The following is a 14,076-nucleotide window of genomic DNA, read 5'->3' as shown; positions in this document are numbered from 1 at the left end:
GCCGACCCCCATTTTTGCCTGTCAGCAACCTATGCTGCTGGAATAATATGCTGCTGGAATAAAAATGCTCATCAGATGGTTATTTTGTCTTTTTGTACGATCTTCGCTGCTTCATTTTCTGCTGCCGGAGGCAGACGGAAGCCGGATACAGACTGACGCATTTCCAGGGCCATTTCCGCCAGATTCCCTACCGAGCCGGCGGTGGCTGTGGTGCTGGAGGCCGTTCGGGTGGTGATGTCCCGGATGGTCGTCATACGCAGGGCTATCTGTTGGGCAGAATCTGTTTGCTGCTTCGCGGTCTCGGAAATGTTGCGGATCAGTTCGGCGAGGCTGCTGGATACTTTCTCAACCTCTTCCAGGGCAACCCCGGCATCCTGTGCCAGTCTGGCACCGTTGACTACCTCAGCAGTGGTTTGCTCCATGGAGATAACGGCTTCGTTGGTATCGGTCTGGATGGTAGATACCAGTGCTTCAATTTGTCTGGTCGCACCCGATACCCGTTCTGCAAGACGCTGCACCTCGTCCGCTACCACCGCAAACCCCCTGCCAGCTTCACCCGCCATGGAAGCCTGGATGGCAGCATTCAGGGACAGAATATTGGTCTGCTCTGCGATGTCGTTGATCAGGGAAATGATGTCACCGATTTCCTGCGAAGACTCACCCAGACGTTTGATTCGCCTGGAAGTGTCCTGAATCTGTTCGCGGATAGTATCCATGCCTTCAATGGTATTACGAACGACCTGACCACCGCTGGTGGCAATTGCTACCGATCTGTCGGCTACCTGTGCTGATTCAGAGGCGCTCGCAGAGACTATGGTCATTGACTCAGTCATATCATTGACCGCCTGACTGGCATAGTTGATTTCTTCGGCCTGGTCACCCGCTGCCTGGGCCAGCTCTTTCGCGGTACTCTGTGTTTCCTGGGCTGAGGTATCCACTTCCACCGCGGTTTCATTGATGGTCTTGACCAGTACCCGCAATTGTTCAATAGAGAAGTTAATGGAGTCGGCAATGGCACCCGTAAAGTCTTCGGTAACTGTCGCCTGTACCGTCAGGTCGCCGTCTGCAAGGTCGGCCATTTCATCAAGCAGTCGCTGGATCGCAGCCTGGTTGGCTTCGTTCCGGGCGGCGGTTTCAGCCAGACGCTGACGGGTATCTTTGACAATAGTCAGGGCGATCATCAGCAGAGAGAACAGAGCAACCACACCGGCAATACTGATAACTATGTTGTTCACCAGACGCTGGCCAGTCAGACTTTCAAAGGTATCAACGAGAATGGACGTTTGTTGCAGCAGCTGCCGGGAGTCAGTGAAAATCTGGTCAGCAGCCGCTCGTACCCGGAACAGTTCCGGGGTGGTCTCCAGAATTTCGTCAACACTGCCTTCTACAAAGCCAAACAGGTCGGAAATTTCAGCCAGACGATCAATGGCTTCGGCATCGGTGACCTGACTGATACGCATAGCCAGATCACCTTCCAGCATACCGTTCAGTACTCGACCAAACAGCTTGGCATCACGACCAAAACTGTCTGCTGCCATAATGGCGTCTTCACCCCCTTCCAGCACTTTTGAGGCACTTCGAATAATACGTTCTGCAAGCCATGGCTGGCGCTGTGCCATTGCAATCTGGTCATTGGGAGCACCATTCTCAAGGAGAATCTGTACCACTTCGTCGTACTCCACCTGCAGCTGGATAATGGTTTCACCCAGAGTTTTTGCCACTTCATGCAGGGCTATCACGGTTGTTTCTGCGGCCAGAATGTTATCCGCTTCTACTTTCAATTCAGACCAGGCTGCACCCAGTGTCTCAATCTGTGCGGCGGCATTGCCGTCATCGGAGCTAAGCAACGGAGCAACAGAAAGTCTGGTGTTTTGCAGGGAGGTAAAACGTTCATCAAATTCATTGCGTGCTTCACGCAACAGAATAAAGGCTTCTTCCTTACCGTCCGCTGCCTCGGTAGCACTGGTTGCAATGCGCTGAGAAAGTACCCGAAGCTCACCAGCATCAGTCAGGTGCTGTTGATCAAGCCTGCTCTGCTGGCTGATAAAAATAAATGAACCGGTGATAACGGATAGAGACAGAATTAACAGGAAAATCGAGGCCAGAATGGCTCGGCTCGTCCCTGCTCCCTGGACACTGGTTGCGGTATTGCCTTTCATTATTATCGTCCCCGGTGACGTCTTTGGAATGCTCGCCTTGTTGATTATTGATTGTTGTTATTGGATTACACTTTGGCTGCTTTTAAAAATCGAGAATCATTCACTAGCAGCTGTGTGTTAAACACCATGTAATCTTTTTCTTGACGGTAATGGCCAACAGTAAACGGCTTAACTGCATCAAACAGATGATCAGGCACGCTATCAGAGAACTGGCTGGTGGAAAAATGCACCATACCCTGCACTTCATCAACGATCAGACCCACCGACACTTCTCCCTGCTCGACCACCATAATCCGGCGGGCCGACCTCTGGCTGTCTTGAGCCTTACCCAGAAACTCTCCCAGATCTATGATGGGAAGTAAACGCCCGCATACGTTTGAGATGCCTTTTGCCCAGGAATGTACACCTGGCAGGGGCGTGCTGGATGGAACGGGCAGAAATTGCGTTACCTCACTCATCTGTACCGCAAACTGCTGGCCACTCAGAGTGAAGCCAACGCCCTTCCAGGACTCAACCCGGCTTTGTTTTTCAGGCGGCTCAAAAGCATTGCGGCTGACCCTGGCATCCAGCTCCAGCAATGCCTCAAAAGGGCTTGTGTGAACAGTGTTCATGCAGATTCAGCTTCCAGAATAGTATTCAGTGTTTTCAGCAGGATCTCTTCGCGAACAGGCTTGATCAGATAATCTTTCGCACCCTGCCTGATTCCCCAGGCTCTGTCAGTTTCCTGATCTTTGGTGGTGACAATCACGACCGGGATATGGGAAGTATCATTCGCTTTAGACAATTGCCGTGTAGCCTGAAAACCGTTGAGACCCGGCATGACAATATCCATCAATACCGCATCGGGATACTCGACCCGGCAGAGTGCGACACCATCAGCACCATTGTTCGCAGTCATCACGCTGTGGCCATGCTTTTCCAGCATGGCTTTCAACTGGAACAACTCAGTGGGTGAGTCATCAACAATGAGAATGTTTGCCATTATTTTCCCCTGTCACTGCTTTTACCCAAATCCTCAGGGCGAAGCTTTTTCATTGTTTTTTCGATTCTGGAAGGGCCGTATTCCAGCCAGACTCTTCAACATTTTTAACATGATTTGTCGTTAAATAGCCAGCCAATGAGTAGCCAGAAAACCTGCGCAATATTTGGCTAAAGCCACGCCTGCAGAAGCCGACGTATTAGAAAATCAGCCAATGGAATCTGGAAGGCAGGCAAGGATGCTCATGAAATTCAACCCGATATCGTCTTTGGGGCAAGTGCCATCATTTCGCCCCCTCCGCTTATGCCTGCTGGGTGTAGCTTTGATTGGCAGTGTTTTATTCAGTCGCCTTGCGATGGCAGAGACCCTGACTGAGGTGGTAAACAAGGCTCTGATCAGCCACCCTCAGGCTCAGGCTGGCTTGAGCCGCTACCGGGCGGCCACTAAAAATATTGATGTGGCCTGGGGCGGCTGGTGGCCTTCAGTGGATGTCACAACCGGGATTGGCAAGCAGAAAAAAAACTCCCCTGATGACAACCCCAACGATGGCATCAACTTTACCCGCAAGGAAGCTTCTTTCTCCATTAGCCAGAACCTGTTTTCCGGATTTGATACCAGCAACAGTATTGACCAGGCCAGCCACAGTGCCACTGCTGAATATCTGCGTCTGAGAAATACCCTGCAGGATTTGACTCTGGAGATCACCGATGCCTATCTGAAGGTTCTGGAAAGAAGGGAGATGGTCAAGCTGGCCGAAGAGAACCTGGAACTCCACAACGTCATCTTCAAGCAGATTGCTCAGCGTAGCCGTCAGGGCGTAGCCAGGGCTTCAGACCTGAATCAGGTTGAGGGACGAGTGGCCAGAGCGACGGTTAACGTGATCAATGCCCGTAACAACCTCGTTGATGCCGAAAGTGAATATTACAGTCTGGTGGGCTCTATGCCCGGTGAACTTAAGCAGCCTGACGCTGATAAGCTGCCCCTTTATGGAAGTTTTGATGAGGCATTGGCAGCCAGCGTCAAAAGGCATCCGGGCATTCTGGCGACTGAGTGGGACATCAAGTCCTCAGAGTCGGAAGAATCCGCCACAGACAGTAGCTTCTTCCCATCAGTGGACATCAATATTGACAGGAGCTGGAAGCATAATGCCGATGGCCAGCTGGGTGCCCATGAAGATACCACCGCCGTCATGAAGCTCAGCTATAACCTCTTTCGTGGCGGCTCTGACCGGGCCCGTTCCAAAGAAAGCGCCTACAGGACAGAAGAGAGCAGGGCTCAACGAGACAGGATGCTGAGGAATACCGAAGAAACATTGCGGCTGGCCTGGTCGGCCCGTGAGTTTGTCGGTGAACAGATGCAATACCTTCGTCAACATGAAGAATCCAGCAAAAAAACCGTTCAGGCCTACCAGGAGCAGTTTAATATTGGCAAACGAACCCTGTTGGATCTTCTGGACAGCGAAAATGAGCTTTTCCAGTCCAGCCGCAACCTGACCAGAGCGGTTTATCAGGAAATGTTTGCCCGTTTCCGAATCGTTGCTGCTACTGGAGAGCTGCTGGACAATCTGGAGATCGTCCTTCCTGCAAGCTGGCAGGAGCAGGAGTAAGAATAACCATAACCACCTGATGCCCCAGAGCAAGTCACTGCTCTGGGGCTGATCGGGTCTGACTCCGGTTCTTTAGGTCACAATCAACCACCCCCCCCTCCTGAAATTTTCTACTAGCCTTACTGAGTCAAGTTAAACAGAGCTGTGCCACCGACGCATGAGGTTCAATCAATGAAAATACTTGCTGTAACTGCCTGCCCAACCGGTATTGCTCATACCTACATGGCTGCCGAGAAACTCACCGAAGCCGCGCTCAACCATGGACACATGATCAAGGTAGAAACCCAGGGAGCTATGGGCATTGAGAACGAAATCATACCTGAGGATATAGAGGAAGCAGATGTTGCCATTCTGGCGGTGGATATTGCGGTGGACGGTGAAGATCGCTTCAGCGGTCTGAGGGTCATCAAGGTGTCTGTATCAGAAGCGATTCGACATCCGGAAGTGGTGATTGCACAACTGGGTCAGGAGTAACTGCTGATCACTCTTCCTCGACATCATCCAGCTCTTGCCAATCATAGTAGCTTTGTAGAAGCTCGTAACTGAGCATCCGGTTTTTCTGTTGCGAGTAGGCACCGGCGACCATGGGAACGGCCCTAGGGCGGGCTGTGTCAATAAATTCCAGGGGCTCTCCCCCCCGATAGACCTGGCAATCATGAGTAACTTCACCCTGATCTTTGAGGCCTTTTATCCAGTAATGACAGAACTCAGCCAGGTCGATTGAGATTTTAGATGCCATGCCCTTCTTCCACTCTTCTTTGGACATGGACTGTTCGAACAGCTGATAAACCTCAAGGTCCTCAATCGCTATCCCGTTATCGAACCGGCTCATTTCAAGCCTTTCAATATCCCGGACTATCGAGGCGGTAAGCGTTTTGGAGAGTGCTGTGTCGGATGCCTTTTGACTGCCAGTGACATCTCTGGCGACAACTTCGGCTACTGCCGGGTGCATATCTCCAGCCCGAATCAGCAGATCCTGACAACGTTCTCTCTCTGTATCATTGCCACGGCTTTCAAGGACTCTGGCAGTATTAGGCCGGTTCATAGCCAATCCCAGCTGGTAGGGATAGATGGCTTCTTTGGGAAACGCAGTGGCTGAAGGATGCCCATGCTTTCGCATGAAATTCATAAGCAGTGGGAACAACAGCGCTTTTCTTGCTGAATGTGCTGAACCCTGGCAGTCGTCGTTTTGATCGGGCAATGAAGCCAGTGGGGTTCCCACAGAATCTTCCCCACTGAGCGGTTCGCCTTGCCTTAAAAAAATGGCCCTATCTCCCGATAAGTCAAAATCTCTGGTACCAGTACTATCTTGATAAAACTCTACTTGATAGTGCCGGAGCATTGCGACGACCGGATCGTAGGCCGGAGCCAAATACGGCTGCGAGCCTTCTTGTGAAAGTGGGGATTTCAGAGTATCGGTCGCCGGATCATATATAAGTTTTTCACTACGCCAGTCGGTCTGATCTTGTCGCACGGCATAAGTACCAGGCCTGCGGCTATCAGGTTCCGAAAGCTCCGGTAATTTCTCCAGTGAGGGTAGATCAACGCAAATGCCCCGCCCTTTCACGTCCGGTCGAGGCACGGGGTGTTGCATGTCCAGCAGGGTTTGTTTCCTGCTTTCCAGCTCTCTTTTGGCTTCGGCGAGATCCCTTTGTAGAGCGACTTTTTTTTCTGACGTGTAATACTGGCCGATTTCAGTAAAGGTTTTTGCCAGCGATTCCCTGAGTTTCTTTGATGCCTGAGGATCTCTCATACCCTCGTCGGCAGGGATAATATTGATCATCCTGCCGTTACTGCCAACATGAATGACCAGCAGGGGAGGCTCAGCTCCGTTGGGTTTACCTGAAGCAATCTGCTGGCTCAAGTCGGCTGCACAGCTGGCCAGCGTTGCCCGGGTTTCAAGGGCTTCTACCCTGAAACTCTGCTGAATAAAGTGCTTTTCGGCTTCTTCCGGGGTTGCCGGAGCGGGCAAAGGTCTTGTGCTGGGAACGGGGACGGTTTTTGATGCTTTCCGTCGCCCCAGGGAGGTTTGTGACTGAGGAGTATCCCCCCTGGGAATCACTGGCTGTGTTTCATCACCTGACGGCTGGCCTGGTACGGCTGGTGGTTCTGAGCCGTGAGCGGCAGGCCTATTGGAGTTGGCGGGAGGTATGCTCATAATTTGCTTCCGTTGAAAACCGGTCAAAGGCCATGTTCGTATTGAACTTCCATGATCGTATTACCGAAACGATTGTCTGCCTCAAAGTAGTCCTTAATACCTTCTCGAATGGCTTTCGCGACCTCCGCCTTAGTGGTGTCAGCGTGACGATAAATATCGCTAACAAAGTCACAGGCGCGAAGTACAGGCAGAGTAGGTTGACCTTGCTTGGCTGCCCAGTGGTTATATTCATTCTGTGTGGCAATAAGGTTTTTAGCGGTTTGCCGAACACCGTCGAGAAAGACATCTTTGTCTTCAAAATCTTTATGAGACCGATCTGGAGGCACTACATAAATCATGGCGCGGTTCTTCTTGATAGCGGCTGGGCAGTGCTCATCCCTGAAAACACTGACAAAGACAGTACCCAGATGATCGGGTCTGTTAGTCACATGCCCAAGTATGGTTGCCAGAGGAGTATTCTCAGTGGTGTCTTTGTTTGAAAGGACATATCCTGAGTATCTTTCATTTCTCGCTCCTGCCAAAAAATCCTGCTGAGCCTTTTCTATGGCTTTTTGCTGGGGGAGCGGGAAAAATTCTCCAAACCGGGCATTCATTCCGGTGGCATCTTCGCCAAACAATAAGTCAACAGAACCCGCGTTCACAGAAGCGATACCCCCTGTTTGCCCGTAATCAGCCTCAGTCTCTTCCGTCAGGTAGATATCTGAAAATTGGCCTCCTTCGTTCAAAGGCAACAAGCGCTCAACGTGCCTCACATGATTGAAAGCCGGTGCGTGATGGGTCAGTGTCGCTCCAGTTGACCTGATGCTTGTGCCTTCGTCAGGGACGCCTTCATCAGGGACATCCAAAGGCCTGACTGGCTTTGTGGCTACGGGTGGGGGCATACGTTTGGAAGCATCTTTTGGAATTAACAGAAACTGACCCTGATCTGTTTGTTGATGAGGCGTTCTGGCAGGGTTGAAGGGTCTCGCCGGAGACCTGGCAGTGAACTGGTTTTCATCAATCACCAGGGTAATTTTTGGCACAGGAGGAGCAGGAAACGTTCCGCCGTTCTCTTCGATCTCCCGACCAATAAGAACCAGTTCTTCCTTGGTGTTCTCTATCTGTTCCCTGAGCGCACGTTTTTCTTCAGGGCCATTCTTCTGGTCAATCACCGTCAGTTTTTTTTGCAGCGACTCTCTGAGCTGGGTGGCCTCTTGTGAGTCAGTCGGCAGGTCAGGATCTGGCGGTAAAACGGAGGTCATTTTGCCATTTTTTTTCACAAAAACAATTTCGAAAGGCAGGTCATCCTGAAACTGTGATGGATCCTTAAGGCGTTTTGTCAGGTCGGGAATAAAATTCAGGAAATCATGTTGAGCCTGAAAGGATAGAACCTGATTGAACTGTTGATGATAATCACTCTCCAGCCTCTTTAACGGACTAAGGTGGCTCGCAGGGGTTGCCGGTACCGTGCTGCGCCTGCTAATCGGGGTATCAGGTGCTTCGTTATGACCACCGGGGAGTGCATTGGGTTTTGTCCGCGGAGCGATCCCTCCCGTGTCGGACGAGGAGGGGGTCTCAGGCGTAGTTACGACCGGTGAATGAGATCCCGGAGGCTGCGAAGGAGGTATGTTTCCACCACCTATAGGCATAGCTTATTCCCGAATTAATTGACCTTGAATGCTGTTCTGCGTTGATAACTGATTAACGTATTTCCTTGTTATCGGTCGAAATTAACACTTTTGAATAAGCTAAATATTTATGACTGGAAGTGCTGAAGAACCATTTTGAACCAGGTTCCAACCATGAAGAGTTTGTCAGCCCGCTGTGGGGACTCGATAACGTGATTCTGACGCCTCACGTGGGCGGCAGCACCCAGGAAGCTTTATATCAGTTGTAATCCTAAGTAGTCTGAGAACGGTAGGAAGTCTTTATCTGATTGAAGAAGAAAAAGATCATGCTCAATACAATAGGTTGCGATAAAGGAATCTATAGTCTTTCGGATGGTAATACCGTTTTTCCTGAGAGAGCGGTAATTTTCTGCTGCTTTTAGAGCTATTGATTGGCCGGCAAGTGAACGGATCTCAAGTGAGATGAGGAGTGATCTGGCGACAGCATAGTCCTTATTACTTTTGAATCCCTCTAGCACTTCAGTAAGAATCAAATCTCCAGTCAGTAGTTTCTTGTTGCCAAGAAACGAATCCAGTTTATCAGTGGCTTCACTAGGTTGATCATTGAAGTAATCGATCCATACTGACGAATCAACCAGAATCAACGATCTGCCCTCATATCATCCAGATCACCTTCCCATTTTAGTTTGCCTCGGAACTGCCTGATTCTTTCTTGTTTTTTCAGCTCGACCAAAAGTTTGAGTCCTTCCTCAACAGCCTCGCGTTTAGTCTTAAGTCCACTGTACTCAAGTGCTTCAGCCATTAACTGTTTATTAATCACAATGTTTGTTCTCATAATGTTCTCCTGAGTTTATTTTGTGTATGCTTTTAAAAAAATATACACATTGTAGACTTTTGGGTCATGTTTCAAACAAATTTACTTGCTGGTGGAAGGCAGGGCTTATTCCCGAATTAATTGACCGCTGCTCTGCGTTGATAACTGATTGACGTATTGCCTTGTTATCGGTCAGAATTAACACTTTTGAAAGAGCTAAATATTTATGACTGGAAGTGCTGACGAACCATTTATTCGGGCAAAGAGGCACTTCGCTCCTTAATCAGAACATCTGCGGGTATATGCCGAGCCCACTGTGCAGTTTGCGAATCATTGTGAGACTCAGATCCCGCTTTCCATTCAGTATCTCGGACACCTTGCTGGCAGAACCAAAATAACGCTTCATGTCATTTCGGGTCAGACCCTCTTGCTCCATACGAAATTTGATGGCGTGAACTACTCGCCCCTAAAGGAGCGAGCTTCCAATACTAAGCAAGCTACCGGAGTAGTTACCGTTCTTTTCTTTTTTGACGTTTCACTGCGAGCTGCGGAAGAGGGCTTGCCCTTTCCCGACTTACATTTCGCTCCACGTCCTTTAGTTAGCACAGGAATTCCTTTGCCAACCAACTCCGTCCCAGAGTCCATGAAAAACTTAATTGCTCGTTTCTTGATTACGATGCTGGCGTTTCTGTCAGCGTTGTCAAAGTGTCCACATTGACCGCAAAGAAACCGTTCTTGTGTCTTGCGGTTGTCGGGGTGAGTGTGACCGCAATCAGCACACTCTTGACTCGTAAAGGGTGCAGGCACTTTGAAGACTGCTTTGCCTGCTCTTGCTGCTTTATATCGGGTGTAAGTTTCCAAGAAGTGCCATCCTACGTTGAGAATGGCCTTGTTCAGTCCGGCTTTTTGTTTCGCCTTGTTGGAGATGAACTTTCCGTTTTGATCTTTTTTTGCCTTTAGCCTGCGAGTCATTTTTGAGGTTTTCAGATCCTCGAAAACAATGACCCTGGCCTTGCTGTCAACCATTTTACGGCTGGTTTGGTGGCAAAAATCTTGCCGAATGTTGGCTACTTTCTTGTGCTGCCTGCTAATCCTGTTCTTTGTTTTCTGACGACGGTTAGAGCCTTTGGTTTGGCGTGACAAACGACGCTGAAACCTCTTCAGGTATCGCTGGCGCTTATCCATGCTCTTTGTCTGGTTTTCTGTAAAGTCATAAGGCTTAACGCCAGTATGAACAGGTATAACAACACCTCGATCGACGCCGATAACATGCGCTTCCAGCCACTCTTTGGAAGCACCTTTAAGGTATTCCAAATGCTCTTTTTCTGTTGCTGGTTCTTCTGATCCATCGTCATAACAGAAAGAAACGGAGTACTGACCAGCTTCTTTTCTAATGTAAATGGATTTTGGTTCGCTGAATGGACGGTGAGTTTTAAACGACAAATAACCAATATTATTGGTCTTTGTACCAATGAAAAGACGGGTTACACCATCTTCACAGATATCGAACCGGAACACTTCATTGGTGAGATAAATGCTGCCCTTGTCGGATTTTGGCTTTTTCTTTGGCTTACCGCACTGGCCATTAATGTGTTTATGGTAGGTCTGATACCAATTGACGGCAGAATTCCTGATTATCTGGCTGGGGCAATCAGATAACCAAGGTGTCAATTCTTTGCTTTTGAATTGCGAAGTCTTCTGATCGACCGGAGCATGAGTTCCGACAGGGCAATACTTTCTGGCGTAGGTGCTGTAGTACCGATGTTCATCACACTTTGCATTCCAGATAACCCGGGCGCAGCCCATCCATTGAGACAGAACCAACTTTTGCTGATCTGTTGGATTGGCTTTGAGTCGGATACCTTGAAGCATTACATAACCTGTTGAATTGAATGGCTTCATGCTAGTCTGGCTAGAAATATCTGTCAAATATGAGGTTTTTATGTACGAATGGAGATCTTGTAGATCATGTACATTTAGGAATAACGTACATCTAGTATTTGTTACTAAATACCGTAGAGCCGTGTTCACTAAGGAAATGATCGACCGGCTACGAAGCGACTGTCACAGCAAGGCTAACGCCTTGCAAGGGCTTGACCCGCCTCTAAAGAAGCGGGATTGCGCCCTTAATTTCGTTCAACAGGGTCTGGCAGATCTGAAGGAAATTGCTCCGTTTCATATTTCTCAACAAGGAGAGCCAATAATTCCAGTTCGTTATCTTCTTTTGACCCTTCTTCCGGACAGCTATCTATAAGGAACATCAGGCGTTCCATGGCATCCGCATGATCTTTTTCTGTCTTAATGACTTTGATCTCAGACATCAATTACCTCCTGAAGTTTTGTTTATCATAATCCGCATGAGTGCCAACCCACTTGATTGCAACAATACCATTCCGATAAGTCACCTTTACAACCAGACGATAGTTATTACCTTTGATATTTCCTATAAACCTATAAAGTAGTCGATATCGGTTTTCTGAGGTCGTAGGTTTCTTTGAGGTAGGTTGGGAGGCAGATCATTCTTTATCACCTTTCTTTCTTTTCGCGTTAGATGGCGACTGGTCATAGGCTTTTCTTTTGGTTCTCTGGTCGGCAGAAAGGTGGGTCTGTTTGTGCCTTTTCAAACTGCTCGCCCGGTCAGTGCTGTAATTGCAGCCCTCATGGTCACACTGGTGCACCTTGGGTCTCTGGTCGGCAGGCAAGTGGGTCTGTTTGTGCCTTTTCAGATGCGCCGGCCGCTCACCCCTGTAGTCGCAACCCTCATGGTCACACTGGTGCACCCTGAGTCTCTGTTCAGCAGGCAGGTGGGTCTGTTTGTGGTCTTTCAGTTTGCTCGCGCGTTCAGCCTTGTAGTTGCAGCCCTCATGGTCACACTGGTGCACCCTGAGTCTCTGGTCGGCAGGCAGGTGGATCTTTTTATGCTCTTTCAGATGTTCCGCTCGGTCCGTGCTGTAGTTGCAGCCCTCATGGTCACACTGGTGCACTCTGAGTCTCTGGTCGGCAGGCAGGTGGGTCTCCCTGTGCTTTTTCAGATTGCCCTTGATGTCGGTGCTGTAGTTGCAGCCCTCATGGTCACACTGGTGCTCCCTGAGTCTCTGGTCGGCAGGCAGGTGGATCTTTTTATGCTCTTTCAGATGTTCCGCTCGGTCCGTGCTGTAGTGGCAGCCCTCATGGTCACACTGGTGCACCCTGAGTCTCTGGTCAGCAGGCAGGTGGGTCTCCCTGTGCTTTTTCAGATGGCCCCTGTGGTCGGTGCTGTACTTGCAGCCCTCATGGTCACACTGGTGCACTCTGAGTCTCTCGTCGACAGGCAGGTGGATTTGTTTATGCGCTTTCAGATTCTCCGCCCGGTCCGTGCTGTAGTCGCAGCCCTCATGGTCACAGTGGTGCACGCTGAGTCTCTGGTCGGCAGGCAGGTGGATCTGTTTATGCGCTTTCAGATGTTGCGCTCGGTCCGTGCTGTAGTCGCAGCCCTCATGGTCACACTGGTGCTCCCTGAGTCTCTGGTCAGCAGGCAGGTGGGTCTCCCCGTGCTTTTTCAGATTGCCCTTGATGTCGGTGCTGTAGTTGCAGCCCTCATGGTCACACTGGTGCTCCCTGAGTCTCTGGTCGGCAGGCAGGTGGATCTTTTTATGCGCTTTCAGATGTTCCGCTCGGCCCGCGCTGTAGTGGCAGCCCTCATGGTCACACTGGTGCATCCTGAGTCTCTGGTCAGCAGGCAGGTGGGTCTCCCTGTGCTTTTTCAGATTGCCCGTGTGGTCGGTGCTGTAGTTGCAGCCCTCATGGTCACACTGGTGGATATTGGGTTTCCTGGGTCTCTTGGGTCTGTGGCCGACAGGCAGGCGGGTCTGTTTGTGCGTTTTCAGCTGACCCATGTCGTCGGTGCTGTAAGTGAGTATTTCACTATTTGAAACAGGCTCCTGCTTAATCTTTTTCAGTTCCAGAGTCTCACCACACTGACTGATTTCATTGGATACTCGAAAGGGATTAAGTGTCGTGGTTACATACTGAGCATCAGACTCGTCTTCGTTTGAACGATTGTCATTGCTTTCATCAGAGGTGCCGTTAGTGATTATTTCACTGTCTGCAACGGGCTCCTCCTTAGTCTTTTTCAGTGCCAGAGCCGAACAATACTGACTGGTTGCATTGGCTACCCGAAAGGGATTAAGTGTTGTGGTTGCATACTGAACATCGGGTTCAGCATTAGCTTCATCTTCGTTTGAATCCTTGCCGCCGCTTTCATCAGAAGGACCGCTGTCTTTACTGTCAGAACCATTATCAGAGGCTGCCTGACTGCAAGCCGTAACTTCGACGCCAGAAGCAGTAGAAAAGCAATAGCGAGTGTCAGGCTTTAAGACGGTGTGACCACCGAAACAAGGTATATCACTGTCGTTTATCTCAGTGGCGATAGCTTTAGCCGAAGAGCCAAGTTCTGCTAGCCCATCCCGGACCGGGAAAAGAGGGAGAAGAATAGTTTCAAGGCCCGAAACGTAGACTCCTTTTATTGATAAGACTTCAATAAAGGGCTTCGGGGCGTTGATCAGCGCCTTGCCGACAGCCAGAGCGAAGCGCAAAGCCAACCTATTTTCCTGAGCGTAACCATTGGAGCAATGCACAGAAAAGGCAATAGCCAAGGTCAAAATCAATGGTTTTTTGGATAGCAAAGCCCGGCTTCCCGGTCGTTGAAATGTTTATTGAGAAATCAGGTTAGTCAAAATCTGGAGAGAGGTCGGTGGTTTCTTTGCCGTAAAAT

General features: G+C 49.7%; 14 protein-coding genes. 3 read left to right on the top strand and 11 right to left on the bottom strand.

Annotated features, from left to right (window positions below; translation table 11 throughout):
• Window positions 1-71: 71 nt before the first annotated feature.
• The 3 genes from K7B67_RS21615 to pilH all read right to left on the bottom strand — a co-directional run bounded on the left by K7B67_RS21615 (window position 72) and on the right by pilH (window position 3,141).
• Window positions 72-2,159: a methyl-accepting chemotaxis protein gene (locus K7B67_RS21615; protein ID WP_252177911.1), complete on the bottom strand. Its 2,088-nt coding sequence runs from the start codon at window positions 2,157-2,159 to the stop codon at window positions 72-74.
• A 65-nt stretch (window positions 2,160-2,224) separates the two neighbouring features.
• Complete coding sequence (locus tag K7B67_RS21610; RefSeq protein ID WP_252177910.1) at window positions 2,225-2,770, bottom strand: chemotaxis protein CheW; 546 nt, start codon at window positions 2,768-2,770, stop codon at window positions 2,225-2,227.
• Entirely contained in the window at window positions 2,767-3,141 is a 375-nt protein-coding gene (gene pilH, locus K7B67_RS21605) for a twitching motility response regulator PilH (protein ID WP_252177909.1), read from the bottom strand. Before pilH ends, K7B67_RS21610 begins: the two co-directional genes overlap by 4 nt.
• A 241-nt stretch (window positions 3,142-3,382) precedes the next feature.
• Here pilH and K7B67_RS21600 point away from each other — a divergent pair, with 241 nt between their 5' ends.
• Window positions 3,383-4,744 (top strand): TolC family outer membrane protein, encoded by a 1,362-nt coding sequence (locus tag K7B67_RS21600; RefSeq protein ID WP_252177908.1) that lies wholly within the window; start codon window positions 3,383-3,385, stop codon window positions 4,742-4,744.
• Window positions 4,745-4,915: 171 nt separating this feature from the next.
• Window positions 4,916-5,218, top strand: coding sequence for a PTS fructose transporter subunit IIB (locus tag K7B67_RS21595; protein ID WP_252177907.1), 303 nt, complete (start codon window positions 4,916-4,918; stop codon window positions 5,216-5,218).
• Between the two features lie 7 nt (window positions 5,219-5,225).
• Here the strand turns inward: K7B67_RS21595 and K7B67_RS21590 are convergent, their stop codons facing one another.
• The 6 genes from K7B67_RS21590 to K7B67_RS21565 form a co-directional block, all read right to left on the bottom strand.
• A complete protein-coding gene (locus tag K7B67_RS21590) occupies window positions 5,226-6,902 on the bottom strand; it encodes a hypothetical protein (RefSeq protein WP_252177906.1) in 1,677 nt (558 codons plus the stop codon).
• A gap of 23 nt (window positions 6,903-6,925) precedes the next feature.
• Window positions 6,926-8,530: a hypothetical protein gene (locus tag K7B67_RS21585; RefSeq protein WP_252177905.1), complete on the bottom strand. Its 1,605-nt coding sequence runs from the start codon at window positions 8,528-8,530 to the stop codon at window positions 6,926-6,928.
• A 233-nt stretch (window positions 8,531-8,763) separates the two neighbouring features.
• The gene (locus K7B67_RS21580; protein WP_252177904.1) at window positions 8,764-9,153 is read right to left on the bottom strand and encodes a PIN domain nuclease; all 390 of its coding nucleotides are present in this window, start codon (window positions 9,151-9,153) and stop codon (window positions 8,764-8,766) included.
• Complete coding sequence (locus K7B67_RS21575) at window positions 9,150-9,344, bottom strand: type II toxin-antitoxin system VapB family antitoxin (protein WP_252177903.1); 195 nt, start codon at window positions 9,342-9,344, stop codon at window positions 9,150-9,152. The genes K7B67_RS21580 and K7B67_RS21575 overlap by 4 nt, the downstream gene beginning before the upstream one ends.
• Window positions 9,345-9,606: 262 nt before the next feature.
• Complete coding sequence (locus tag K7B67_RS21570) at window positions 9,607-9,759, bottom strand: helix-turn-helix domain-containing protein (RefSeq protein ID WP_256484612.1); 153 nt, start codon at window positions 9,757-9,759, stop codon at window positions 9,607-9,609.
• Window positions 9,760-9,779: 20 nt separating this feature from the next.
• Entirely contained in the window at window positions 9,780-11,195 is a 1,416-nt protein-coding gene (locus tag K7B67_RS21565) for a transposase (protein WP_252177902.1), read from the bottom strand.
• Between the two features lie 70 nt (window positions 11,196-11,265).
• On the opposite strand from K7B67_RS21565, the gene K7B67_RS23915 reads away from it, so the two are divergent.
• Window positions 11,266-11,577 (top strand): transposase, encoded by a 312-nt coding sequence (locus K7B67_RS23915; RefSeq protein WP_256484881.1) that lies wholly within the window; start codon window positions 11,266-11,268, stop codon window positions 11,575-11,577.
• Between the two features lie 70 nt (window positions 11,578-11,647).
• On the opposite strand, the gene K7B67_RS21550 is transcribed toward K7B67_RS23915, so the two are convergent.
• Together K7B67_RS21550 and K7B67_RS21545 are read right to left on the bottom strand one after the other, a co-directional pair.
• Window positions 11,648-11,770 carry a type II toxin-antitoxin system HigB family toxin gene (locus K7B67_RS21550; RefSeq protein WP_346658284.1) on the bottom strand — a complete coding sequence of 41 codons (123 nt, stop codon included), beginning with the start codon at window positions 11,768-11,770 and terminating at the stop codon, window positions 11,648-11,650.
• 69 nt (window positions 11,771-11,839) lie between these two features.
• The gene (locus K7B67_RS21545) at window positions 11,840-13,987 is read right to left on the bottom strand and encodes a hypothetical protein (protein WP_252177901.1); all 2,148 of its coding nucleotides are present in this window, start codon (window positions 13,985-13,987) and stop codon (window positions 11,840-11,842) included.
• Window positions 13,988-14,076 lie beyond the last annotated feature (89 nt).

The sequence above is a fragment of the Endozoicomonas sp. 4G genome (genome assembly GCF_023822025.1).
In the GTDB taxonomy this organism is placed as follows: Bacteria; Pseudomonadota; Gammaproteobacteria; order Pseudomonadales; family Endozoicomonadaceae; genus Endozoicomonas_A.
This window is presented reverse-complemented; position numbering and strand designations above follow the sequence as displayed.

What these genes read in the sequence shown, in the direction of transcription:
- K7B67_RS21600 (WP_252177908.1), top strand. Translation starts at nt 3,383, where the DNA reads ATGAAATTCAACCCGATATCGTCTTTGGGGCAAGTGCCATCATTTCGC.
- K7B67_RS21585 (WP_252177905.1), bottom strand. Translation starts at nt 8,530, where the DNA reads ATGCCTATAGGTGGTGGAAACATACCTCCTTCGCAGCCTCCGGGATCT.
- pilH (WP_252177909.1), bottom strand. Translation starts at nt 3,141, where the DNA reads ATGGCAAACATTCTCATTGTTGATGACTCACCCACTGAGTTGTTCCAG.
- K7B67_RS23915 (WP_256484881.1), top strand. Translation starts at nt 11,266, where the DNA reads ATGTACGAATGGAGATCTTGTAGATCATGTACATTTAGGAATAACGTA.
- K7B67_RS21595 (WP_252177907.1), top strand. Translation starts at nt 4,916, where the DNA reads ATGAAAATACTTGCTGTAACTGCCTGCCCAACCGGTATTGCTCATACC.
- K7B67_RS21575 (WP_252177903.1), bottom strand. Translation starts at nt 9,344, where the DNA reads ATGAGAACAAACATTGTGATTAATAAACAGTTAATGGCTGAAGCACTT.
- K7B67_RS21565 (WP_252177902.1), bottom strand. Translation starts at nt 11,195, where the DNA reads ATGCTTCAAGGTATCCGACTCAAAGCCAATCCAACAGATCAGCAAAAG.
- K7B67_RS21590 (WP_252177906.1), bottom strand. Translation starts at nt 6,902, where the DNA reads ATGAGCATACCTCCCGCCAACTCCAATAGGCCTGCCGCTCACGGCTCA.
- K7B67_RS21570 (WP_256484612.1), bottom strand. Translation starts at nt 9,759, where the DNA reads ATGGAGCAAGAGGGTCTGACCCGAAATGACATGAAGCGTTATTTTGGT.
- K7B67_RS21610 (WP_252177910.1), bottom strand. Translation starts at nt 2,770, where the DNA reads ATGAACACTGTTCACACAAGCCCTTTTGAGGCATTGCTGGAGCTGGAT.
- K7B67_RS21615 (WP_252177911.1), bottom strand. Translation starts at nt 2,159, where the DNA reads ATGAAAGGCAATACCGCAACCAGTGTCCAGGGAGCAGGGACGAGCCGA.